We start from the raw sequence: 22190 nt of genomic DNA, 5'->3' as shown, positions 1-22190 counted from the left end.
CCGGCCACCACCTCAGCAGGGACGGCCCCGCAGAAACCCGGGGAACTCCCGTGAGCATCACCGCCCACCTCCGCGCCGTCTTCACTCCCGCGGTCCTCGCCCGCATCGCCCTCGGCTGGGGCGCGTTCGCCGCCGTCCTGCTCCTTCAACCGGTCCTCTCGGCCCACCTGCCGGCCCCCGCGCTGCTCGCGGTGCTGGCCGGCATCGTCGTCGTGATCGTGGCCTGCGCCTTCGGGGTGGTGGGACAGGCCGAGCGCCTCGCCCACCGCCTAGGGGATCCGTACGGGACCCTGGTGCTGACGCTCTCGATCGTGCTGATCGAGGTCATCCTCATCTCCGCCGTGATGCTCGGACCCGGCGAGCACGCGAGCATCGCCCGGGACTCCGTCATGGCGGTGTCCATGATCATCCTCAACCTCGTCGTCGGGGTCGCGCTGCTGGTGGGCGGGATGCGCCACGGCGGGATGCGGCCCAACCGGACCGGGGTCTCCGCGTACCTGTCGCTGCTCGTGGTCCTCTCCGCCCTCGCGTTCGTGCTGCCCGGGACCATCGGGGCCGACGGCGCGTACGCCCCCGGGCAGGCGATCCCCGTCGCCGCGCTCACCGTGGTCCTCTACGCCTTCTTCCTCTACCGCCAGATGGGCGCCCAGCGCGGGGACTTCCAGGAGGTCGACGCCGTCCCGGCCGGTTCGCCCGGGCGCGGCGGGGCGGCGCCCGCGGACCGCGGCACGCAGACTGCCGCCGAGCGCCCGTCGGTCACCGCCGTCCTCACCGAGCACCGAGCCGAGATCGGCGCCCGCGTCCTGGCCCTGGTCCTGACGGTCCTGCCCATCGTGCTGCTCTCCCACGACATGGCCTCCCTCCTCGACGACGCCCTGGACCGGGCGGGCGCGCCCGTCGCGCTCTCGGGCATCCTGATCGCGATGATCGTGTTCCTCCCCGAGACGATCACCGCGATCCGCGCCGCCCACCAGGGCGAGATCCAGCGCGTGAGCAACCTGTGCCACGGCGCGCTGGTCTCCACCGTGGGCCTGACGATCCCCGCGGTGCTGACCATCGGAATGCTCACGGGCCAGCCGGTGGTCCTGGCGGAGAGCGCAACCAACCTGACGCTCCTGGCCGTGACCCTCCTCCTGACCGTCACCACGTTCACGGGGCGGAAGGTCACCGCGCTGCACGGGGCCGCGCACGTGCTGGTGTTCATGGTCTACGGGCTGACGGTGTTCTCCGGCTGAGGCAGGGCGGGGCGGCATGGCTCGGCCGGTGGCCCGGAACGTCTGACCCTCCGCCGCGCCGCCGGTCGTCACCGGCACCCGACGGCGACGCCAAGGCCTTCTCCGCGCTACACGATGCGTCATGCAGGATTTCGGTGCGGATTCGTGACGTACTCCTCAGTACGCTACTGATATGCCCCAGCACGAAGAGATGATGAGGAAGGCCCGCGAGCTCGTCGAGGGCCGGCTCCCGCTCGTCCACCGGATGATCGAGCTCGACGCCGACCTCCGGGACGCCGAGGCCCGGGTCGCCCAGCTCCGGGAGGACCGCCGCGCCCAGTGGCGTGCGGCCCGCGAGGGCGGCTGGACCGAGGCGGAGTTGACGTCCATCGGCCTCGAGCACCCGCCGGAGGACGAGCCGCGAGCCGCCGCCCCGGCACCCGCCCCCGCGGCGGCCTCCGCGTCGCGGAGCCGGGACCGCGGCGGTCGGTTCCGCCGGGACATCCGGGACTTCCGCCAGGAGCTGCGGGACGCGGAGACCGACCCCGAGGAGCTCACGCAAACCTCGGAGCTCGCCGGGTACGAGGCCGTCTCGCGGTAGGCGCCCCGGTCAGCGCCGTCCTGGCACTCAGCGGGACCGTCATTCCAGAAATTGGGCTGCCGTGTCGATGGCCGCGTCATGGTGAGGCTCATCCTCAACGGGAGGATCATCGGTGATGGACGGCAGCAGGGAGTCATCACCCAATATTGTGAGGGTTGCGACGGGAGATGTCCTTCACGGGTGAAGAACGCCGTCAACCGGCAGTGAGGAGGTCGGCATGGGGTTCCGGGAAGACGTGAACGCCGAGATCCTCCGCTACGCCGCCGACCCGCGGCGTTGGCTGGGGGTGTGGATGACGGGATCGGCCCGGATCATCCCGCTCTACCACGAGGGGGAGTTCCGGTTCTCCTGCCGCATGGAACGCGGCGGCGGCGAGTACTCCCTGGACTACACCCTGCCGCCGGAGCCCGGCTTCACCGGCGACCACCACTCGGTGGAGGAGTGGGCGATCTACGAGGTCCTCGTCCCCGCCGAGGAGGAGATCCTCACGACCCGCTACGGCAACATGGAGTGAACCGCGCGGTGCATCCGGTGCGAGCTACGCGGCCGCCGAGCCCCCACGCGGCCGACGCCGGATCGCCCACCCCGCGCACAGCAGCGTCGCGGTCCCGCACACCGCCGCGAGCGCGAAGGCCGCGAACCCCCAGGACTGGCTCCCCGTCGCGAAGAGCCACCCACCCATCCAGGGCCCGAAGACCGCGCCGAACCGGCCCATCCCGGTGGTCCAGCCAATGGCCGTCGCCCGGTTCCCCGGCGGGAAGACGTGGGCCACGGCCGCGTAGACCATCGTCTGGGCGCTGAAGAGGAACAGGCCCACCAGGAACACCAGCGCGTACGTCAGCGGCAGCGCCGTCCTGACACTCAGTAGGACCGTCCACAGCGCGGTGACCAGGAACCACAGCGTGGCCACCCGCACCGGCCCCCATGCGTCCGAGACGCGCCCGGCCACCAGCATCCCCGCGATCCCGCCCGCGTTGACGGTCAGCAGGAACCCCAGGGAGGAGCCGATGTCGTGCCCCTCGGCCTGCATCAGCGCGGGCAGCCAGGTGCTGACGCCGTAGACCAGCAGCAGCCCGGCGAAGGAGGTGAGCCAGAAGAACAGCGTCACCGGCCCGCTGCCGCCCCGGAACAGCCCGGCCAAGCCCGCGAGCGCGGCGGGACCGGGGCGGCCGGCGTCGTGCCGGTCCCCCGAGCGCCCGACGTCGCGTGGCGGCCCCGAGCACCCGGCGTCGTGCGAGTCACCGGCCCGCCCGTGCCACCGCCGCTCCCGCGCGGCCAGGAAGCTCGGCGACTCCGGCAGCACGAGCAACGCCAGCGGGACGATGACCAGCACGGGCGCGACCCCCACCCAGTAGATCGAACGCCACCCCAGCGCGCCGACCAGCCAGATCCCCAGCAGGGCCGCCGCGATGCCGCCCGCGTGATGCCCCGTCATGAGCGCGCCGATCGACAGGTTGCGCCGCCGGTCCGGGGCGAACTCCGAGACCATCGCGATCGCCGTCGGGAGCAGCCCACCGAGGCCCAGGCCCGCGATCAGCCGCCCCGCCCCGAACACCTCGGCGGTGGGCGCCGCGGCGCACAGGCCGGAGGCGAGCGAGAACACCGTGCAGCACACCGCGATCCCCCAGCGCCGCCCCACCGCATCCGTCAGCAGGCCCGCGCTGAGCGCGCCGACGAGCATGCCGAAGGTCGCGAGCGAGCCGATGGTCCCCGCCGCCCCCGGGTCCAGGCCCAGCGAGGCGTCCGCCAGCATGGCCGGGATGGTGGCGCCGAACATGAACATGTCCAGCCCGTCGAAGAACACGGCCACCCAGCACAGGCCGAGCACGACGCCGTACCCCCGGCCCGCACCGCTCGCTCCCCGCCGTTCGGCTGCCCCCGTCGTGGCGTCCGTTCGCTGCCGCATGCCCGCCCCCTTCCGCGGGGCTCGCCGTCGAGGCCCCGTTGCCCGATCACCCTAGGAGGGGCCGCCGGGAAGTCAACGGGGCGGTTCGCAGAGCGCACCGGGCACCGTGCCGACGACGCGGAACGGCACCCGCGGGGGCGTGGGGACGGTGCGTAAGGGCAGCGGCGGGGGAGCGGGGACGGCGGATTGACGACTCGGCACACGAGGTCGCCGTCACGGAACGCCCCACGATGGACATCGCGCCGACCGCCTGCCTATAGTCTGGATCACGGTCATCCGACCGGCAGTCTTGAGGATTGTTACTCGGGGTGGGCTCACGCTCGCTCTCCCGAGGCAAGACCTGAGCTGACGAGCGTCCCGCGCGGGCGTCGTCGGCTCGGGTCTTTTTTGTTGTCCGGGGTGTTCCGGAGACGTCGTAGAGGTGCCCAGGGCCAGCGCGTGGTCGCCGGCCAGCCCCTGGTCGACCTCGGCCTCGGCGCGATCGAGGCCGCCGGGCCCGCCTCCCTCGCGGAGCCGGATCCGGCGCCGTCTCGTCCCCCACCGTCCAGCAGCACCCGATGAAAGGAACACCGTGCACCACCAGCGACTCAAGCCGTTCCCGCAGGACTTCCTGTGGTCCGCCTCCACCTCCGCGTACCAGGTCGAAGGGGCCTGGGACGAGGACGGCAAGGGCCCCTCGATCATCGACACCAAGACCGACCTCCCCGAGGGCACCTCCGACTTCACCGTGGCCTCCGACCACTACCACCGGTACAAGGAGGACGTGGCCCTGATGGCCGAGATGGGCTTCACGGCCTACCGGTTCTCGATCGCCTGGACCCGGATCGTCCCCGACGGCGACGGCGAGGTGAACCCCGCCGGCGTGAAGTTCTACCACGACCTGATCGACGAGCTGCTGGCCCACGGCATCGAACCCATCGTGACGATGTTCCACTTCGACACCCCGGCCGCGCTGAACGAGAAGGGCGGCTGGGCCTCGCGGACCACGACCGACGCCTTCGTCCGCTACGCGAACATCCTCTTCGACGAGTACGGCAGCAAGGTCAAGTACTGGCTGACGATCAACGAACAGAACATGATGATCATGCTCGGGGTGAAGCTCGGCATCATCGACGCCCTGACCGACAACCCGGCCCGGGAGCTGATGCAGGCCAACCACAACATGTTCCTGGCCCAGGCGAGGACCATGATCGCCAGCCACGAGAAGTTCCCCGAGAACAAGATCGGCCCGGCCCCGAACATCTCCTACGTCTACCCCGCCTCGCCGAAGCCCGAGGACGTCATCGCGGCGGACAACTTCAACTCCATCCGCAACTGGCTCTACCTGGACCTCGCCGTCCGCGGCGAGTACAACTCGGTGGCCTGGGCCTATCTGGAGGAGAAGGGCATCGCCCCGGAGATCGCCGAGGGCGACCTGGAGGTCCTGCGCGCGGCGAAGCCGGACTTCATCGCGTTCAACTACTACAACACCTCCACCGTGGCCGACGCGCCGTTCGGCGAAAACCCGGACGGTCGCGGCGCCGACGCGGACCAGCAGATCGCCGCCGGCGAGGAGGGCGTCTACAAGGCCGTGGACAACCCGCACCTGGTCAAGACCCAGTTCGGCTGGGAGATCGACCCGGTCGGGATGCGCATGACCTACCGCGCGATCTGGGACCGCTACCGCCTGCCGCTGATCGTCACCGAGAACGGCCTGGGCGCCTTCGACGAGCTCACCGAGGATGGCCGCGTCCACGACGACTACCGGATCGAGTACCTGCGCCGGCACCTGGAGCAGACGCAGGAGGCCATCACGGACGGCGTCGAGATCCTCGGGTACTCGCCGTGGACCGCGATCGACCTGGTCTCCACGCACCAGGGCGTGGCCAAGCGCTACGGCTTCGTCTACGTGGACCGGACCGAGGACGACCTCAGGGACCTCGCCCGCTACCGCAAGGACTCGTTCTACTGGTACCAGGAGCTGATCCGGACCAACGAGCTGCCGGCGGAGGACTGGGCGCCGAGCATGGCGTCCGCGGGGTGACGACGTCGTCCGGCGCGGCGCAGGCGGTGGCTGCCACGCGGTCAGCTCCCGGCCGGGCAGGGCGGCGACGGCCACCACGCGGCCCCCGGGTCACGCCACCGGATCCGGTGGTGCGGCCCGGGCTCGCGGCCTCAGCCTTCGAAGGCCGCGGCCCCCATCCCCGCCACGTACGCGGCCTGCCCCACGTGCTGCAGCGCATCCTCGGACACGCTGACCAGGCGGGCCGCGCGGGTGACCGGCGGGTCCCAGTTCTCGTCGACGACGTCGTCGAGGTCGGCCGGCTCGAGCGAGCCGAGGTACTCCACCTGGGCCTCGACCACGGCGTCGAGGTGCTCGTAGAGGAGGCCAACGTCGTCCACCACGATCGAGCGCGCCCGCCGGCCGGACTGCCCGTAGCCCAGCTCGTGGGGCTCGAGGTCGAGGCCGAAGCGGGCGTCGAAGCCGCGGGCGGTCCACACCGGCTCCCGGCCGGAGAGGGCCGCCACCTGCTCGTCGATCTCGCGGGCGGTGTGCCAGAGCAGCCAGGCGATCGAGTTGTCGTGCTCGGGGTGGGCGTTCAGCAGCTCGGGGGTCAGCGACTCGCGGAGGCCCTCCGCGGCCTCGAGGGGGCGGCGGGCCAGGTCTTTGAGGATCTCGATGGCGTCCATGACGTCACACTACGTCCGCCCCGGCCCGCGCGGCCAGGGCCCGCCGCACCGGCCGGCGTCGTCCCCATTCCAGCCCGCGAACCCAGCGGATACGCTGGATCCTGCACGCACCCACCGAGGAGGACGCCATGGTCTACTACCCCGACGGAATGCCGGACGAGCTGCGCTACGCCGAGGAGCGCGAGGAGGAAGAGGACTACGGCGAGGGCCTCCGTCCGGTCGAGTGGCAGCGGGCGGTGGTCTGGGTGGTGGCCGTCGTGCTGCTGATCGCGGTGCCGCTCGCCCTCGTCGTCTCGATCTAGGGGCGACCCCAGGGCGGCGCGACGAGCCGTCCCCAGGCGGGCATCGTGGCCCGCGCGTCCCGCCGAGGACCGTACACTTGACCGAGAGCCCGGAATGAGACCCGGGACACATGGCACAGGGAAGGAGCGGCGCGCGTGCGGATCCTGCGCATCTTCAACAACAACGTCGTGCTGGCCTCCAACGACGCCGGCGAGCAGGCGGTCATGATCGGCCGCGGCCTCGCGTTCGGCAAGCGGAAGCACGAGCCGCTGGATCCGGGGCTCGTCGAGCGGACCTTCGTCCCCGAGGCCGCCGGGGGCGACGAGCACCTGGGCGCCCTCCTCTCGGAGATCCCGCCGGAGATCCTGGCCCTGGCCACGGAGCTCGAGGAGGTCGCGCGCACGGAGATGGGGATGAGGATCTCGCACTCCTTCGTCCTGCCGCTCGCCGACCACCTGAACTTCGCGATGGTGCGTGCCCGCGAGGGGATGGGCGTCCAGTACCCGCTGAGCATCGAGGTCTCGCAGCTGTATCCGAAGGAGCTCGCGTTCGGCCAGCGGGCGGTGCGGATGGCCCGCGAGCGGCTCGGCGCGGACCTCCCCGACGAGGAGGCGACCCCGCTCGCGCTGCACCTGGTGAACTCCCAGTTCGCGAGCGAGGACCTGGCCAAGACGTTCAAGATGACGCAGATCTTCTCCCAGATCTTCCAGGTCATCGCCTCCGCCTATGGGCACGAGGTCGACCGCTCGAGCCTCTCGGTCGCGCGCTTCGTGACGCACCTGCGCTACCTCTTCGTCCGCACCGAGCAGGGCCGCACGGCCGTCCAGAAGGACCCCACGCTGCCCGCGATCCACGACGCCGTGAAGACCGGCTACCCCGAGGCCTACGCGTGCGCCGACAAGGTCATGCTCCTGCTCGAGATGCACCTCGGGGACGACCTCTCGGAGGACGAGCACACCTACCTGACGATCCACATCGCCCGCCTCGCGGCGGACCTGTGGGGCGAGGGCTGAGAGGAACGATCCCGCGCCGCCGGCCACCCAGCCCGTGACGCCCGACCCGCGCCGCCCGCCGCCCGGCCCACGACGCCCTGCCCCCGCGGCCCGCCGCCCGCATGAACCTCGCCACAGATCTTCGACGCGCTCCGGGCGAGGCCCGCTCCGGCGCCACGACCCTCGATAAGCTGGAGCCCATGAGCACCCCCCGCACCTCCATCGTCATGCCGGTTTACAACACCGCGGCCCGCGTCGTCGGCGCCATCAGGTCGGTGCTCGCCCAGACGGACCCGGACTTCGAGCTGCTCGTCATGATCGACGGCTCGCCGGACGAGTCCTCCGCCGTCGTCGCCGACTTCGTCGCCGCGGAAGGCGACGAGCGCATCCGCGTCTTCGACAACCCGCGGAACCAGGGCGTCTCCGCGGTGCGCAACCAGGCGCTCGACGCCGCCCGCGGCCGCTGGATCTCCTTCATCGACTCCGACGACCGCTACCGCCCCAACTTCCTCTCCACGCTGCACGCCTTCGCGGAGGCGCACGAGGCCGACGTCGTCGCCTGCGGCCACACCCTCGTCCACGCCACCGGCGAGAACCGGGATCGCTTCCGCACCCCGGCCGGCGTCTACACCGGGGAGCAGGCGGTGCTGGGCCTGCTCGCGGACCGCTTCACGCCCTACGTCTGGGACAAGCTGGTCCGCGCCAGCCTCCTCGACGACGTCCGCTTCCCCGAGGACATCCACCGCGCCGAGGACGCCGTCACGTGCATGGCCGCCTACGCCCGGGCGCGCCGCGCCGTCGTCGTCGCGACCTCCCTCTACGAGTACACGGTGGACCCGGGCAGCCTGACCTGGGGGAAGGTCACCCCGGTCGAGCAGAGCGACCGCCTCATGGACCACCTGCGCCAGGCCGCCGGGAAGACGGTGACGACGCCGTCGGGGCGTCGTGCCTACGACGTCTCGTGGGTGCTGACCTACCTCAACAACGCCCAGCAGGCCCTGTTCTCCGGGCGGGAGGAGGGCGCGGGGGTTATCCGCGCGTGCCGCCGCCGCATCGAGTGGGCGCAGGTGCTGCGGGCGATGCGGGCCCGGCCGGTCTTCGGCGCCGCCGGGTTCCTGCTCAAGACCTCGCCCGCCCTGTACCGGACGCTCTACGGCGCCTACGTGAAGCGCTCCTACGGGCTGTGAGCCGGCGCCGCCCGGCCGTGGGCGGCCCGCACGCCAGGCGGCCCGGCACCGATCCGCGCGTCCCCGGCGGGCGGCCCGGTGCCGCCCCCGCGGCTTCGCCGAGCGCTCATTCCGGCGTCTCAAGATGATTGTGCGCGCGCGGGCGCCTAGGCTGTGGGGAAACGTGCGGGGCAGCCCCGTCCCGTGCGGCACACCATGAGGACGGAACGCATGCCCGGCAAATTGATGGCCTTCGACCTGGACGGCACCCTGATCTTCGACCAGAAGATCAGCGGCGAGAGCGCGGACGCGATCCGCGAGTGGCAGGAGGCCGGGAACCTGGCCGTCTGCGCCACGGGGAAGTCGCTGGCCTCCGTCCGCAAGGCCGTGGAGGGCTACGGGATCCGCTTCGACTACTACGTGCTCTACACCGGCGCCGTCGTTGCCGACGCCGAGCACCGCGTGCTCACCAGTAGCACCCTCCCGGAGGGCCTGGTCGAGGACGTGGTCGCCAAGTTCGCCGACGAGCCGGACGTGGCCGTCTACGGCACCACGCTCGACACCGCCGACGTCCAGTTCTCCTCGAACATCAGCGGGAAGTCATCGGAGGTCCTCCCCCACTTCGAGCCCATGGACCCGGGCGAGATCCCCCGGCACGAGTTCGTGGGCGTGCCCCTCTGGGTCGACGACGAGCGGAAGATCGCCGGCCTCCAGGAGTTCATCACCTCCACGTACGGCGACGTCGTGGACTGCCACCGGAACCAGATGTTCCTGGACATCGTGCCTTCCAACTGCACCAAGGCCACCGGCCTGGTGTGGCTCGACGAGCAGCACCTCAAGGGCCGCTACCTGCCCTACTCGATCGGCGACTCGTGGAACGACCTGCCGATGCACGCGTGGGCCAAGCACTCGGCGTCGTTCGAGTACTCTCCGCGGGAGGTCCGGGAGGCCACGGAGACCGTGACCACCACGGCCGCCGACTACATCCGCGGGATCCTGGCCGAGGACGCCGCAGGGGCCGCGGACGACGTCGCCCGCCCGGCCCCGGAGGCGAGCGCCCCGAACGCCTGATCGAGGCGGCGGAACCCGGTTCGGCCGCAGGGCCCCGGCCCGACCGCTGGACGCCGGCCCGACGTCGGAGCCCGGCTCGGCCGCGAGGCCCAGCCCCGGCCCCCGGCCCCGCCTAGTTCGCCGCGGCGATGTAGAGGTTCAGCGTCGTGGCGTAGCAGACCCACGCGAGGTAGGGCACGAGCAGGATGCCGGCCAGCCGGTTGACCCGCCAGAACCTGACGAGGGTGACCGCCAGGACCGCCACGAGGGCCAGGATCACCACGACGCCGACCCACAGCGCCGCGGTCCCCAGCAGGGGGTAGCCCCCGAAGAAGAGCGGGCTCCAGACGCTGTTGAGGACCAGCTGCACGACGTACAGGACCAGGGCGGCCCGCGCCCCGGGCCGCCCGCGGCGCAGCCACACCAGCCACGCGGCCACGCCCATGACCACGTAGAGGAAGCTCCAGACGGGGCCGAAGACGGCGTTGGGCGGGGTCCAGGGCGCCTTCTCGGCGTCGGCGTACCAGCCGGAGACGTTCCCGGCGGTCGCGTAGCTGCCCAGGAAGCCGATCAGCAGCGGGATCGCCACGAGGATCGCGAGCACCAGGGCGGCGAGCCACGGCGAGGTGCGGGCGTTCTGTCGGGTGTCGGTCTCCATGGGCGGGCTCCTCGTCGGGGGTGGCGTCGCCTCCCACTCTGCCAGGCGCCCGGGCCGATGAACCGGGGTTTCAGCTCACCGCCGAGGGGCCGTCCGCGCCGCCCCCCGGGAGCCCGCCCCCTACTCCTCCCCGTCCTTGGACCGCGAGGAGATGGTGTAGGACTCGGCGATGTCGCTGACGAAGATGCGGCCGTCCCCCGGGTTCCCCTCCCCCGACTGCGCGGTGCGGATGATCAGGTCGACGACGTCGTCCTTCTCCCCGTCCTCCGCGACGATGTACAGCATGGTCTTGGCGAGCTCGTCGTAGACGACGTCGCCGACCTTGATCCCGTGCTGCCGGCCCCGGCCGATGACGTTCCAGCGGGAGATCCCGGTGTGGCCGGCCTCGGCGAGGGCCTCCTGCAGGGGCAGGACGGCGCTGTCGCGGACGATCGCGGTGATGAGCTTCATGGGTGGTGGCCTTTCGATGGTGGTGATGGTGTCGGCGGGCGACGCTGCGGGCGGACGCGACGCCCACGGCCCGCCAGCCCCGGAGCGGAGCGGTCCGGCCCCGTCAGGCGGAGTACACGACGACGCCGTCCTTGATCGTCGTCTCGACGCGCAGCTCGCGCAGCCGTGCCGGGTTCATGGTCAGCGGATCCTCCGAGACGACGATGAGGTCGGCCCGCAGCCCGGGCGCGATCCGACCCTTCTCCCCCTCCTCGCCGTACTGGTACGCGGCTCCGGACGTGACCGCCCGCAGCGCTTCCCACGTGGTGATCCGCTGGTCCAGGCCCACCGGGCGGTCCGAGCGGCTGACCCGGTTGACCGCCGCCCACAGGGAGAGCGTCATGTCCGGCGGGGTGACCGGTGCGTCCTGGTGCAGCGTGATCCCCACGCCCCGGTCCAGCGCGGCGCGCGCCGGCGAGATGAAGCGGCCGCGCTCGGGCCCCAGGTTGCGCAGGTGCACGTCGCCCCAGTAGTAGACGTGGCCGCAGAAGAACGAGGCGGTCATCCCCAGGCCGGGCATCCGGTCGAGCTGGTCGGCGCGCACCGTCTGGGCGTGGATCATGACTGGTCGCTGCTCGGCGAGGTCCGGGTGGTCAGCCTGGACCGCCTCCATCGCGGTAATGAACTGCTCCGAGGCGGCGTCGCCGTTGCAGTGGGCGATCACCTGGCGCGACTGGGAGGCGGCGAGCCGCACCCACCGCTCGACCTCGTCGTCGGGCAGCGCGGGGTAGCCGCAGTTGCAGTGCGGGACACCCTCGGCCCCGGCGGTGTCGACCGCCCCGGGGCCCGACGCCGCCCCGCGCCGCCCGCCGCGTCCGCCCCCACCGGATGCGCCGCATCCCGGCCCGTGCCGTCCCCGGCGTCCCGGCCCGCGCCGCCCGTCGCGTCCGCAGCCGCCCCCGCGCCGCCGTCCTCCTCCTCGTACGGCCGGCTCAGCCACGCGGAGCGGCCCTGCGGCGAGCCGTCGAGGATCATCTTGTACCCGCCGATCCGCACGTGGTCCACGTACCCCGCGGCGTGCTCGGGGTGCTCGGCGGCGCACTCGGGTCCGCCGTGGTTGACGACCGGGTAAGCCACGACGTCGAGCGCGAGCTGCCCCCGGCGGCCCGCCTCGATGAGGTCCCGGACGCCCTCGGGGCTGGCGGCGCCCTCCTGGACGGTGGTGATCCCCTGCCGCAGGTACTCGGCCTGGGCGCGCTCGACCGCCGCCACGGGGTCCGGGTCCGCGCCGGGCACCAGCTGCATCGACGACTCGCCGCCGGACAGGGCCGCGGAGAACGCGGCGATCGCGCTGAACTCCTCGACGTAGCCGTCCGGCACGGTGCCGCCCGGCCGCCGGCCGAACCTCCCGCCCTCCGGATCGGGGGTGTCCTCGGTGAGCCCGGCCCGCTCGACCATCACGCTGTTGCCCGCCCCCAGGTGCACCGAGGCGTGCATGACGACCACGGGCGTCACCGTGCTGACCCGGTCCAGGTCGTCGCGGTTCGGGTGGCGGCGCTCCCGGAGGAAGTTGTGGTCGTAGTTCACGCCCACCAGCGGGGCGTCGGCGGGGTCCTCGCGGGCGGCGAGGCGCTCGGAGAGGAGGCGCACGACGTCGTCCACGCACTGCGCGCCGCTCAGGTCGACGGGCGCGGCGAACTGGCCGTAGACGAGGAAGTGCCCGTGCGGGTCGATGAAGGCCGGCATGAGGGTCCGGCCGGCCAGGTCCACCTCGACGTCGTCCGGGCCGGTCGGCGCGGGGGCCGCGGCACGGTCCCCGACGAAGGCGATCCGACCGTCCTCGACGACGACGCACTCGGGGGCGTCGTCAAGGTCGACCATCGTGCGGATGGGGCCGGAGTGGTACAGGGTGCGCATCGCGTGCTCCTCGAGCGGTGGGGGTCGGTGTTCCGTGGATCGGGGCGGCGGCAGTCAGGGACCCGGCTCAGGGGCTCTGGCGGAACTCCCCCTCCAGCCGTCCGGAGTCGGACCCGCCAGCGCCCCCGACCGGGCCGTTCCGCTTCCTGCTGAAGGAGAAGGTGCGCCGGCCCATCGACCGGGTGACGAGCATCAGCACGAAGTAGCCGACGGTGAGCGCGGCGAGGATCCCCGCGACCGCCCAGGAGCCCAGGCTGCCGGCGAACCCGGCGGCGATCGTGAGCATCGCGGGGATGTAGAGCATCTCGGGGAGGTTCATCAGGCCCATCTCGGCCATCGTGGGGGTCTTGAGCCGCGGGTCGATGATCCGGACCAGGGTGAGCCCGGTCGGCGTCGTGCCCGTGGCGGTGCCGTAGATGCCCATCGTCCGCTCGAAGTCGTGGTCGCTGCCGTAGCGCTGGCCGATGAGGTAGCTGACCGCGAGCGTCACGACCGTCAGCACCGCGCACGCCACGAGGATGGGCACGAGCCACTCGGCGACGACGGCGAGCTGGACGGCCATGAAGGACGCGACGACCAGGTAGTCCGAGGTGAACCCCGTGATCTTCCCCTGGAGCTGGCTGTCCAGCAGGTGCCCCACGCGCAGCCGGCCGAGCACCCACCGCACGATGAGGGCGGCCAGCAGGCCGTTGAAGAACATGAGCCCGGACATCGTGGTGCCCAGGAAGCCCGGCAGGAACGCGAAGAGCCACGAGATCCCGTGCGCTCCCAGGTAGGCGATGCCCATCAGCGCGAAGTGGAAGCCGAGCGTCTCGAAGTTGCCGGGGAAGGTCGTGACCCGGCCCATCGTCTCCCGCTGTTCCTCGCGCGGGTAGTAGCCGCGCCGGACGGAGTCGCCCAGGGGCGCGCTGTGCCTGCCGAGGCCCAGCCGCATGCCCCACTTGGCCAGCGGGACGCCGATCAGGAAGGACATGGCGAAGCCGACGGCGGCGAAGGCCAGTGCCACGGGCACCGCCCCCTCCCAGCCCTGCTGCTCGAAGATGGCCCCGAAGGTGACCGCCTGGCCGGGCCCCTGCGCGAAGGCGAAGGCGGCGAGCAGCCCGTACATCGGGTCCATGTCGAAGGGGCCGCCCACGGCGACCACCACCAGGAACCCCAGCAGCGCCTGGAGGCTGAACAGCAGCGTCCAGGTCAGTCCCATGGCCCACGAGCCGCGCAGCAGCCCGGAGCCGCCGCCCGTACCGGCGGACCGCGGGGTGTGGGTCAGGCCGATGGAGATGAACGCGAGCGTGAACAGCTGGGCGGTGATGCCCGCCATCAGCTCGGCGTTCAGGTCGGGGACCAGGCGGGGCAGGCCGGCGTTCATCACGAGGGTTCCGAGGAAGCCGGCGATCACGGTGGCGGGGACGAGGTTGTTGCGCAGGAACGGGATCCAGCGCCGCAGGGCCATGCCCACGCAGCACAGCACTCCGATCGCGGAGAGCGCGAATAAGGCGGGCACTATCGGTCCTCTGCTTTTCGATCCATGTCAGGCCAGCGTAGCGGAGAGCCCCGGCGCACCGCACCGGGCTGACGGCGGTCCCCTGCCCTCGTTCAGATGATGCACATCACAGACCAAAAGATGAGAAAATCACCCCACTGATCAACAGCCGGCTGATGATCTGGCTACCCTGTAACAATGCGTCACATTGATACGTCTGCTGATCGTTACCGTCGGAGCCCCGAACACGTCACCGTCGTCGAGCACGCCCGCATCCCGCTGTCCGACGGGACCGAGCTCGCCGCCCGGATCTGGCTCCCGGCGAGCGCCCGCGAGAACCCCGCCCCCGCCGTCCTCGAGTACATCCCGTACCGCAAGAACGACATGACCGCGCCCCGGGACCTGACCATCCACCCCGAGTTCGCCCGTGCCGGCTACGCCTCGATCCGCGTGGACCTGCGCGGCTCCGGCGACTCGGAGGGCACCATGGCGGACGAGTACGCCGAGTCCGAGCTCGCGGACGGCGTCGAGGTCCTGGCGTGGATCGGCCGGCAGGACTGGTGCAGCGGCCGGGTCGGCATCATCGGCAAGTCGTGGGGCGGCTTCAACGGCCTGCAGCTGGCCGCGCGGCGCCCGCCCGAGCTGGCGGCGATCATCACCGTCTGCTCGACCGACGACCGCTACGCCGACGACGTCCACTACAACGGCGGCGCGATCGTCGGCTCGGAGATGCTCTCCTGGGCCTCGACCATGCTGTCCTACAACGCCCGGCCCGCCGACCCGAAGGTCGTGGGCGAGGGCTGGCGCGAGGACTGGTTCCGCCGCATCGACGAGGGCCCGGACAACATCCAGGACTGGCTCAGCCACCAGCGCCGCGACGACTACTGGAAGCACGGCTCGGTCTGCGAGGACCACGCGGCGATCCAGGTGCCGGTGCTGGCCGTCGGCGGCCTGCTGGACGAGTACCGGACCACGCTGTTCCGCCTGATGGAGAACGCCGAGGCGCCCGTGCACGCGCTGCTGGGCCCGTGGGCGCACAACTACCCGCACCAGGGCGCGCCCGGCCCCGCGATCGACTTCATCGCCGAGGCCGTGCGCTGGTGGGACCGCTGGATGCTCGACGTCGAGAACGGCGTCGAGTCCCAGCCCCGCCTGCGCGCCTTCATCCCGGAGAGCGCGCCCATCGGCTCCGACGTCGAGGTCCGCCCGGGCCGCTGGGTCGCCGAGCAGAGCTGGCCCTCCCCGCGCGTGCCCGCCGAGGCGTGGTCGGCCGCCGACGCCGTCGTCGCCGGCCCCCGGACCCTGTCCAGCACGGCCACGCTCGGCTACACCGCCGGCAGCTGGCTGCAGTTCGGCGACGCCGCGGCCCAGCCGCTGGACCAGGCCGCCGACGACGCCCGCTCCTGGACCGCCACCTGGGACCCCCGGGAGGAGCCCCTCGACGTCCTGGGCACCCCCGAGGTCGAGCTGACGGTGCGCTCGAGCACCGATCGCGGGCTGCTCGCGGTGCGCCTGTGCGACGTCGCCCCCGACGGCGAGTCCCGCCTGCTCACGATGGGCCTGTTCAACCTCACCCACCGGGACTCCCACGAGCACCCCGAGCCGCTGACCCCCGGCGAGCCCGTGACCGTGCGCTTCCCGCTGCTGGCCACGGCCCATCGCTTCGCCCCGGGCCACCGGGTCCGGGTGAGCGTCTCGGCGAGCCTCTGGCCGATCGCCTGGCCGACCGGCACGCGGACCGAGGTCACCGTGGAGGGCGAGCCGACGCTGGTCCTGCCGGTCCGCGAGCGCCTCGACGACGAGTTCTCCCAGCCCGAGCTGCGCCTGCCGCCCGCGCCGCCCGCGGTCGCGATGGACAGCGGCGGCGCCCCGATGGAGCGCCGCCTCGAGGCCGACCTGGTGGCGGGCACGGCGACCGTGACCACCTACACGGACTCGTGGTCGGTCAACCACTCCGACGGCCTGCGCTACTTCGACTCGGAGACCGACTCGTACTCCCGCGCCGCGGGCGACCCGCTCTCCCCGGTGGCCGAGTGCCGCCGCGTGGTCCGCCTCCGGCGGCCGGCGGGCGAGGCGCCCGCGGGCTCGCAGTCGTCTGAGACCGGGGCCGCGGCCGACGCGTGGCCGCCGGCGGCCGAGGCGTGGCCGCCGACGGCCGGCGCCTCGACCGGCGCGCGCGCGCGATCACGCGGGGCTGGCCGCGGACGGCTGGGACGTGGAGATCCGGACGATCAGCCGCATGTTCGGCGACGAGTCGTCGTTCACCGTGACCAACGAGCTGGTGGCCCTCGAGGACGGCGTGACCGTCAAGACCCGGAGCACCAGCTCCTCGATCCCCGGGACCTGCTGTGATGCGCGGACGACGACCCCACGACGCCGGTCGCCCCGGCCCCGACGTTCCGGGCGGCCGGGCCACCGGGACGGCCTCGTCACCCGGCGCCGCGCGCTCACCGGCGTCGCGGGCGCGGCCGGCCTGCTGGCCCTCGGCGCCTGCGGCACGGGCGGCAGCACGGGCTCGGGCGCCGGCTCTGGCTCGGGCGCCGCCACGGGAGCGGGCGGCGGCTCCGCCTCCGGCGGGAGCGGCGTGATCACGGTCGGCTCCAAGGGCTTCTCCGAGAGCTGGATCAACGGCGAGCTCTACGCCCAGGCCCTCAGGGCCCGCGGCTACGAGGTCGACCTGAAGACCAACGTCGGCTCCGCGGAGCTCATCGACGCCGCGCAGCAGTCCGGCCAGATCGACCTCTACCCGGAGTACACCGGCGTCATCGTGATGACGCTGGCCGGCGAGGAGGAGCTCATGGACACCGGCGAGGGCACCTACGACTTCGCCCGGCGCTTCGAGGCGGACCGCGGCGTGACCGTGCTCAACGCGACCCCCTTCGAGAACAAGAACGCGATCGCGGTGACCCGCGACTTCGCGGACCAGCACGGCCTGCGGACGATCGAGGACCTGCGCGGCATCGGCGACTTCACCTACTCGACCTACCCGGAGAACGTCTCCGGGGGCCAGGGGTACGACGCCATCGTCGCCGCCTACGACCTGCCGAACATGGGGCTGCAGACCCTGAGCATCGGCCTGAACTACCAGGCGTTGGAGAAGGGCGAGATCCAGGCCGCGGACGTGTTCACCACCGACCCGCAGCTGCTCCGCTCCGACCTGGTGGTCCTGGAGGACACGAAGAACCTCTTCGGCTTCCAGAACGTGGTCCCGTGCCTGCGCACCGACCTGCTCGACCGCGTCGGCGACGACGTCCCCGAGCTGCTCGACACCATCAGCTCCCTCATGACGCTCGAGGCCGTGCAGGCCATGAACTCGGCGTCGGCCATCAACCGCCTGGACCCCGCCCAGGTGGCCCAGCGCTTCCTGGAAGCCAACGACCTCCTGTGAGTGAACCCATGATCGAATCCCGCGAATCCCTCGGCATCACCTTCGAGAAGGCGACCAAGGTCTACCCCGGCACCAGCGCCCCCGCACTGGACGGCCTCGACATGACGATCGAGGCCGGCGAGCTGGTGTGCCTGGTCGGCCCCTCCGGCGGCGGCAAGACCACCGCGCTGATGCTCATCAACCGGCTCATCGACCTCAGCTCCGGCGACATCCGCATCGGCGGCACCAGCATCAACGACCTGGGGCCGATCGAGCTGCGCCGCAAGATCGGCTACGCCATCCAGCAGACCGGGCTGTTCCCGCATATGACCGTGGGCGAGAACATCGGCGTCGTGCCGCGGATCCTGGGCTGGGACCGCGCCCGGATCCGGGAACGCGCCCACGAGCTCCTCGAGCTCGTCGGGCTGAGCCCGGCCGACCGCTGGGTCAGGCGCTACCCCGGCCAGCTCTCGGGCGGGCAGCAGCAGCGCGTGGGGATCGCCCGCGCCCTCGCCGCCGACCCGCCGGTCATGCTCATGGACGAGCCCTTCGGCGCCCTGGACCCCATCACCCGGACCACGGTCCAGGACGAGTTCCTCGCGATCCACCGGGCCGTCGGCAAGACCACCGTCTTCGTCACCCACGACATCGACGAGGCCATCAAGATGGGCGACAAGATCGCCGTGCTCAAGCCGGGCGGGCTGCTCGCCCAGTTCGGCACCCCGGCCGAGCTGCTCACCGCGCCCGCGGACGACTTCGTGGAGTCCTTCCTGGGCGACGAGCGCGGGCTCAAGCGGCTCGCGCTGTTCACGCTCGCCGACGTCGCCTCCTCCGAGGCCCCGGGCACGACGCCGCCCTGGCCGCGCCTGCCCGAGTCCACCACCGTGCGCGCCGCGCTCTCCGCGGCGATGGCGGAGCGGGCCGGGGGCGTGCTGGCCACCCGCGGGGACGACGTCGTCGGCCTCGCGCCCCTGGACGCCCTGGTCCACCCCGACCTGCCGGAGGCGGTCGCATGAGCGGATTCGCCCCCGCCGGCGACCCGGTGATCCCCGACTACGGGGACGTCTCGCAGTGCGTGGCCAACAACGACCTGTTCTGCGCCGACTGGTTCGCGGCCCAGTGGCCCGAGGTCTTCCAGCCGGCGCTGCTCGAGCACATCCTGATGACGGTGCTGGCCATCGCGATCGGCTTCGTCATCTCGTTCCTCGCGGCCGTGCTCGCCTACCGCAAGCGCTGGCTCACGGCGCCCATCGGCGTGACCGCGACGATCCTCTACACCCTGCCGCCGCTGGCGCTGTTCCAGCTGCTGGTGCCTCTGACGGGGCTGACGCTGCTGACGGTGGAGATCGCCCTGGTCTGCTTCACGCTGGTCATCCTGTTCCGGGCGGTCCTGTCCGGGCTGACGGGCGTGCCGGAGGACGTCAAGCGCTCGGCGCGCGGCATGGGCATGGACCAGGGGCAGATCCTGCGACGGATCGAGCTGCCGCTGGCGATCCCCTCGATCATCTCGGGGCTGCGGATCGCGACTGTGCTGACGGTGAGCATCGCGACCATCGCGGCGTTCGTCGTCGACTCCGGCCTGGGGTCCCCGATCCTCAAGGCCATCTCCTCCCCCTTCAACACCCAGTTCATCGGCGCCGGGGCGCTGGCGGTGCTGCTCGCGTTCGCCCTGGACGCGCTGCTGACCCTGCTGGGCAAGGCGCTGACGCCCTGGACGAAAGCGAGGTCCTGACCCGTGGACGCATTCCTCAAGGCCGGACCGTTCATGGCCGAGAACTTCTCCCTCCTGCTGGAGAAGACCGGCGAGCAGCTGCTGCTGAGCCTGGTGGCCGTGCTGATCTCGCTCGTCATCGGCGTGCCCTTCGGGCTGTGGCTGGGCCACGTGCACCGGGGCGAGTTCCTGGCGGTGAGCCTGACCAACATCGGGCGCGCGCTGCCGAGCCTCGCGCTCATCGCGATCTTCATCGGGCTGGTGGGCATCGGGTACGCCAACGTGCTGCTCGCGCTGATCATCCTCGCGGTGCCGCCGATCCTGAGCTACACCTACATCGCGATCGACTCCGTGGACCGCGACCTGACCCGGGCGGCCCGCGGCATGGGGCTGACGCCCCTGGAGGTGCTGTGGCGCATCGAGGTGCCGCTGGGCCTGCCGATGGCGTTCAGCGGCGTGCGGACGGCCGCCGTGCTGGTGGTCAGCAGCGCGACGCTCGCGGCCGTGGCCGGCGGCGGCGGGCTCGGCGACGTCATCCTGAACCAGGTGGCCTACGGGATCGAGGGCGTGGTCGCGGCGGCCCTGTGGGTCGCGGCGCTGTCCATCCTGGTGGACCAGGCGATCGCGCTGCTCTTCCGGCTGGTCGCCTCGCCGGGGGTCAAGCGGGTGGCGGCGCAGTCGACGTCGGCGCCCGCGGTCTGAGCGGCCGGTCCGGGGCCGGCCCGCGGTCGGCGATCCGGTGCCGTCCCGCGGCCGGGACCACGGCGCCACCGCCGTCTCAGACCACGCGGAGGTGACGCCGGCCCGCTCGCCGGCTCGTCCGCTCGGAGGCCGGATGCGCACGACCCCCGGAGGCCGAGCCGGCCCGGGAGGGACGGGTCCCTTCCGCACCGGCCCGGGGCGAGCCGGACGGGCCCGCCCCCTCGCCCACGACCAGGCGCATCGCCGAGTCGAAGGTGAGGGCGTGCACGTCGGCCTCGGGCAGCGAGAGCGTCGCGGCAATCTCCCCGGCGCCGAGCCTGCCCCGCCGGGACGGTGCGAACACCTGGGGGAAGACCTTGGACCTCTCGTGGTGCCGCATGCCGTCCGGCTCGCCGGTCCGGTACCCGGCGCCGTCGAGCCGCACCGACGTGTGCCGATAGGCCCAGTCGCTCATGCGGCCCACCTGGTGCGCCCGGTAGGCGAGCGCCGTCGCCGAGACCTTGAACGCCTCCCGGACCGCCAGCAGCCGCTCGACGCTCGGGTTGGCCGGCAGGTGCTCGAAGACGCCGGACTCGGGCATCAGCAGCTCCCCGGCGAAGCGATCCGCCTCCCGCTCAACCTGCCGCGAGGCGCAGCCCAGGCCGGCGTGCAGGATCAGGTGCCCCAGCTCGTGCGCGACGTCGAACCGGGAGCGCTCGGGCGTCTTGCGGCGGGCGAGGAAGACGTAGGGCACCTCCTCGTGCCAGATCGAGTAGGCGTCCACCGACTCGGCCAGCTCCGGGAGGCCGTACACCCTGACGCCCCGCGACTCGCACAGCTGCACCAGGTTGGGCAGCGGCCTCGTCCCCAGGCCCCACATCTGCCGCAGCATGCGGGCCATCAGCACGGGGTCCTCGCCGGTCCCGTCCGGGACGTCGACGGCGGGCAGGGCGTACCGGGCGCTGATGAGCCGGTCCACCTCGATGCCCGAGGCGCCCGCGGCGATCGCGGCGTGCCGCTGCCGGCTCGTCGTGCCCCGGCCCGCGCGGAAGAGCATGCGATCCGCCGGGACGTCCGGAGCCGCGCCCCGCGAGAAGTACGACGCCGGGAACCCGGTGGCCGCGGACAGCCCCGCCGCGCGCTCCGGCGGCGCCCCCTCGGCCTCGAAGGTCGTGACGGTCCTGGCGCTGACGCCCACCGCGGCCGCGAGCTCGATCTTGGTCAGCCCGCGGCGCATCCGCGCCAGCGAGATCCGCTCGGGGTGCAGCGCGGGATCATGCGATCTCGAAGTCGACGTCCTCTCCACCGACATCCTGCGCCTTCCTGTAGTCCTGCTCCGGCACCCACGCGGGCAGCGGAATCCTCGTGATCCATCCGTCGAACTGGCCGTCAATGCAGCCCGTGGGCTGCGAGAGCTCCATGCGGACCTCCTCCCCGTCCCAGTGGTAGAGGAGGAACCAGCTCCCGCCCCCGGTGCCGCGGCCCCGGGCGCCGGGACTCCCGGAGAGGTCGAGCCCCGGCGCGGGGAACAGCGTCAGCTGATTCCGGAAGGCCTGCTGGGTGGCCCGGCCCTTCCTTCGCGCGGCCTGAGGGTGGGCGTCCGTCCGCGGGCTGCCCGTCTGCGAGGTCCCGCCCGTCACCGCGATCTCCAGCCCCAGGCCCGGGTGGCGGAGCACAGGCCGGTTCTCCACGTCCGAAGGCTCCCAGCCGCCTCGCCTCACGAGGAGCTCGCGCAGGGCGCCGACGGTCTCGATCCACCGGACGAGCCCTGCGGCCGTGACGGGATGGAACCGGGTGACGTTGCTGGCGGCGATCTGACCCCGCTCGACGGCGGCGGAGAGGTCCGCCGCGGAGACGCCGAGGTCGGCCAGGGACGCGTCCGCCCTCTCGGGCGGCACGACCTTCGGCACCGCGGGCTCGTGTCCCTGCGCGGGAATCGTCACGTGCCACCTCCTGCCGGGTTCCTCGAGAGTCCCTCAGATTATTGCACGAAACCGGAAGCAGCCCTGAGGGCCTCACCCCCCCCTCGAGATCCCCCGGCACCCACCGCTAGAGTAGTGACATGG

General features: G+C 72.3%; 22 protein-coding genes. 13 read left to right on the top strand and 9 right to left on the bottom strand.

What is annotated here, in order from left to right; translation table 11 throughout:
* Window positions 1-56: 56 nt before the first annotated feature.
* The 3 genes from NBM05_RS06340 (at window position 57) to NBM05_RS06330 (ending at window position 2329) form a co-directional block, all read left to right on the top strand.
* Window positions 57-1235, top strand: a complete 1179-nt coding sequence (locus NBM05_RS06340) for a calcium:cation antiporter (protein WP_254165954.1) — start codon at window positions 57-59, stop codon at window positions 1233-1235.
* A gap of 172 nt (window positions 1236-1407) precedes the next feature.
* Window positions 1408-1815, top strand: coding sequence for a hypothetical protein (locus NBM05_RS06335; protein ID WP_254165943.1), 408 nt, complete (start codon window positions 1408-1410; stop codon window positions 1813-1815).
* A 217-nt stretch (window positions 1816-2032) separates the two neighbouring features.
* The gene (locus NBM05_RS06330; RefSeq protein ID WP_254165942.1) at window positions 2033-2329 is read left to right on the top strand and encodes a hypothetical protein; all 297 of its coding nucleotides are present in this window, start codon (window positions 2033-2035) and stop codon (window positions 2327-2329) included.
* Between the two features lie 24 nt (window positions 2330-2353).
* On the opposite strand, the gene NBM05_RS06325 is transcribed toward NBM05_RS06330, so the two are convergent.
* A complete protein-coding gene (locus NBM05_RS06325) occupies window positions 2354-3721 on the bottom strand; it encodes an MFS transporter (RefSeq protein WP_254165940.1) in 1368 nt (455 codons plus the stop codon).
* 571 nt (window positions 3722-4292) lie between these two features.
* On the opposite strand from NBM05_RS06325, the gene NBM05_RS06320 reads away from it, so the two are divergent.
* Entirely contained in the window at window positions 4293-5744 is a 1452-nt protein-coding gene (locus NBM05_RS06320; protein WP_254165938.1) for a glycoside hydrolase family 1 protein, read from the top strand.
* Window positions 5745-5875: 131 nt separating this feature from the next.
* Here NBM05_RS06320 and NBM05_RS06315 read toward each other — a convergent pair whose 3' ends face one another.
* On the bottom strand, window positions 5876-6391 hold the full coding sequence (locus tag NBM05_RS06315; RefSeq protein ID WP_254165936.1) for a mycothiol transferase: 516 nt from the start codon (window positions 6389-6391) through the stop codon (window positions 5876-5878).
* A gap of 128 nt (window positions 6392-6519) precedes the next feature.
* Between NBM05_RS06315 and NBM05_RS06310 the strand changes: the two genes are divergently transcribed.
* From NBM05_RS06310 to NBM05_RS06295, 4 genes are all read left to right on the top strand, one after another.
* Window positions 6520-6693 (top strand): hypothetical protein, encoded by a 174-nt coding sequence (locus NBM05_RS06310; protein ID WP_254165934.1) that lies wholly within the window; start codon window positions 6520-6522, stop codon window positions 6691-6693.
* A 135-nt stretch (window positions 6694-6828) separates the two neighbouring features.
* On the top strand, window positions 6829-7686 hold the full coding sequence (locus NBM05_RS06305) for a PRD domain-containing protein (protein WP_254165932.1): 858 nt from the start codon (window positions 6829-6831) through the stop codon (window positions 7684-7686).
* A 179-nt stretch (window positions 7687-7865) separates the two neighbouring features.
* Window positions 7866-8852 carry a glycosyltransferase family 2 protein gene (locus tag NBM05_RS06300; protein ID WP_254165930.1) on the top strand — a complete coding sequence of 329 codons (987 nt, stop codon included), beginning with the start codon at window positions 7866-7868 and terminating at the stop codon, window positions 8850-8852.
* Between the two features lie 210 nt (window positions 8853-9062).
* Window positions 9063-9902 carry an HAD hydrolase family protein gene (locus NBM05_RS06295; RefSeq protein ID WP_254165928.1) on the top strand — a complete coding sequence of 280 codons (840 nt, stop codon included), beginning with the start codon at window positions 9063-9065 and terminating at the stop codon, window positions 9900-9902.
* 112 nt (window positions 9903-10014) lie between these two features.
* Here NBM05_RS06295 and NBM05_RS06290 read toward each other — a convergent pair whose 3' ends face one another.
* The 5 genes from NBM05_RS06290 to NBM05_RS06270 all read right to left on the bottom strand — a co-directional run bounded on the left by NBM05_RS06290 (window position 10015) and on the right by NBM05_RS06270 (window position 14386).
* Entirely contained in the window at window positions 10015-10539 is a 525-nt protein-coding gene (locus NBM05_RS06290) for a TspO/MBR family protein (RefSeq protein ID WP_254165926.1), read from the bottom strand.
* A gap of 120 nt (window positions 10540-10659) precedes the next feature.
* The gene (locus NBM05_RS06285; protein ID WP_254165924.1) at window positions 10660-10989 is read right to left on the bottom strand and encodes a P-II family nitrogen regulator; all 330 of its coding nucleotides are present in this window, start codon (window positions 10987-10989) and stop codon (window positions 10660-10662) included.
* 103 nt (window positions 10990-11092) lie between these two features.
* On the bottom strand, window positions 11093-11749 hold the full coding sequence (locus tag NBM05_RS06280; RefSeq protein WP_302183748.1) for an amidohydrolase: 657 nt from the start codon (window positions 11747-11749) through the stop codon (window positions 11093-11095).
* A complete protein-coding gene (locus NBM05_RS06275) occupies window positions 11689-12885 on the bottom strand; it encodes an amidohydrolase (RefSeq protein ID WP_254165921.1) in 1197 nt (398 codons plus the stop codon). Before NBM05_RS06275 ends, NBM05_RS06280 begins: the two co-directional genes overlap by 61 nt.
* Window positions 12886-12952: 67 nt before the next feature.
* Window positions 12953-14386, bottom strand: coding sequence for a sodium/glutamate symporter (locus tag NBM05_RS06270; protein ID WP_254165920.1), 1434 nt, complete (start codon window positions 14384-14386; stop codon window positions 12953-12955).
* A 177-nt stretch (window positions 14387-14563) separates the two neighbouring features.
* Between NBM05_RS06270 and NBM05_RS06265 the strand changes: the two genes are divergently transcribed.
* Genes NBM05_RS06265 through NBM05_RS06245 form a run of 5 tightly spaced genes read left to right on the top strand, consistent with a single transcriptional unit; the run spans window position 14564 to window position 20145 of the window.
* On the top strand, window positions 14564-16717 hold the full coding sequence (locus NBM05_RS06265; RefSeq protein ID WP_254165919.1) for a CocE/NonD family hydrolase: 2154 nt from the start codon (window positions 14564-14566) through the stop codon (window positions 16715-16717).
* Window positions 16605-17753, top strand: coding sequence for an ABC transporter substrate-binding protein (locus tag NBM05_RS06260; protein ID WP_254165918.1), 1149 nt, complete (start codon window positions 16605-16607; stop codon window positions 17751-17753). The genes NBM05_RS06265 and NBM05_RS06260 overlap by 113 nt, the downstream gene beginning before the upstream one ends.
* Before the next feature lie 8 nt (window positions 17754-17761).
* A complete protein-coding gene (locus tag NBM05_RS06255; protein WP_254165917.1) occupies window positions 17762-18748 on the top strand; it encodes an ABC transporter ATP-binding protein in 987 nt (328 codons plus the stop codon).
* Entirely contained in the window at window positions 18745-19464 is a 720-nt protein-coding gene (locus tag NBM05_RS06250) for an ABC transporter permease (RefSeq protein ID WP_254165916.1), read from the top strand. Before NBM05_RS06255 ends, NBM05_RS06250 begins: the two co-directional genes overlap by 4 nt.
* A 3-nt stretch (window positions 19465-19467) precedes the next feature.
* Window positions 19468-20145 carry an ABC transporter permease gene (locus NBM05_RS06245; RefSeq protein ID WP_254165915.1) on the top strand — a complete coding sequence of 226 codons (678 nt, stop codon included), beginning with the start codon at window positions 19468-19470 and terminating at the stop codon, window positions 20143-20145.
* Window positions 20146-20221: 76 nt separating this feature from the next.
* On the opposite strand, the gene NBM05_RS15635 is transcribed toward NBM05_RS06245, so the two are convergent.
* Entirely contained in the window at window positions 20222-21430 is a 1209-nt protein-coding gene (locus NBM05_RS15635; protein ID WP_254165914.1) for a helix-turn-helix domain-containing protein, read from the bottom strand.
* Entirely contained in the window at window positions 21399-22067 is a 669-nt protein-coding gene (locus NBM05_RS06235) for a hypothetical protein (protein ID WP_254165912.1), read from the bottom strand. Before NBM05_RS06235 ends, NBM05_RS15635 begins: the two co-directional genes overlap by 32 nt.
* Between the last annotated feature and the right edge of the window lie 123 nt (window positions 22068-22190).

It is taken from the genome of Rothia santali (assembly GCF_024199905.1).
Taxonomy (GTDB): domain Bacteria; phylum Actinomycetota; class Actinomycetes; order Actinomycetales; family Micrococcaceae; genus Rothia; species Rothia santali.
Note: the sequence above shows the minus strand (reverse complement) of the source record. Positions and strands in the feature narration are given on the sequence as shown.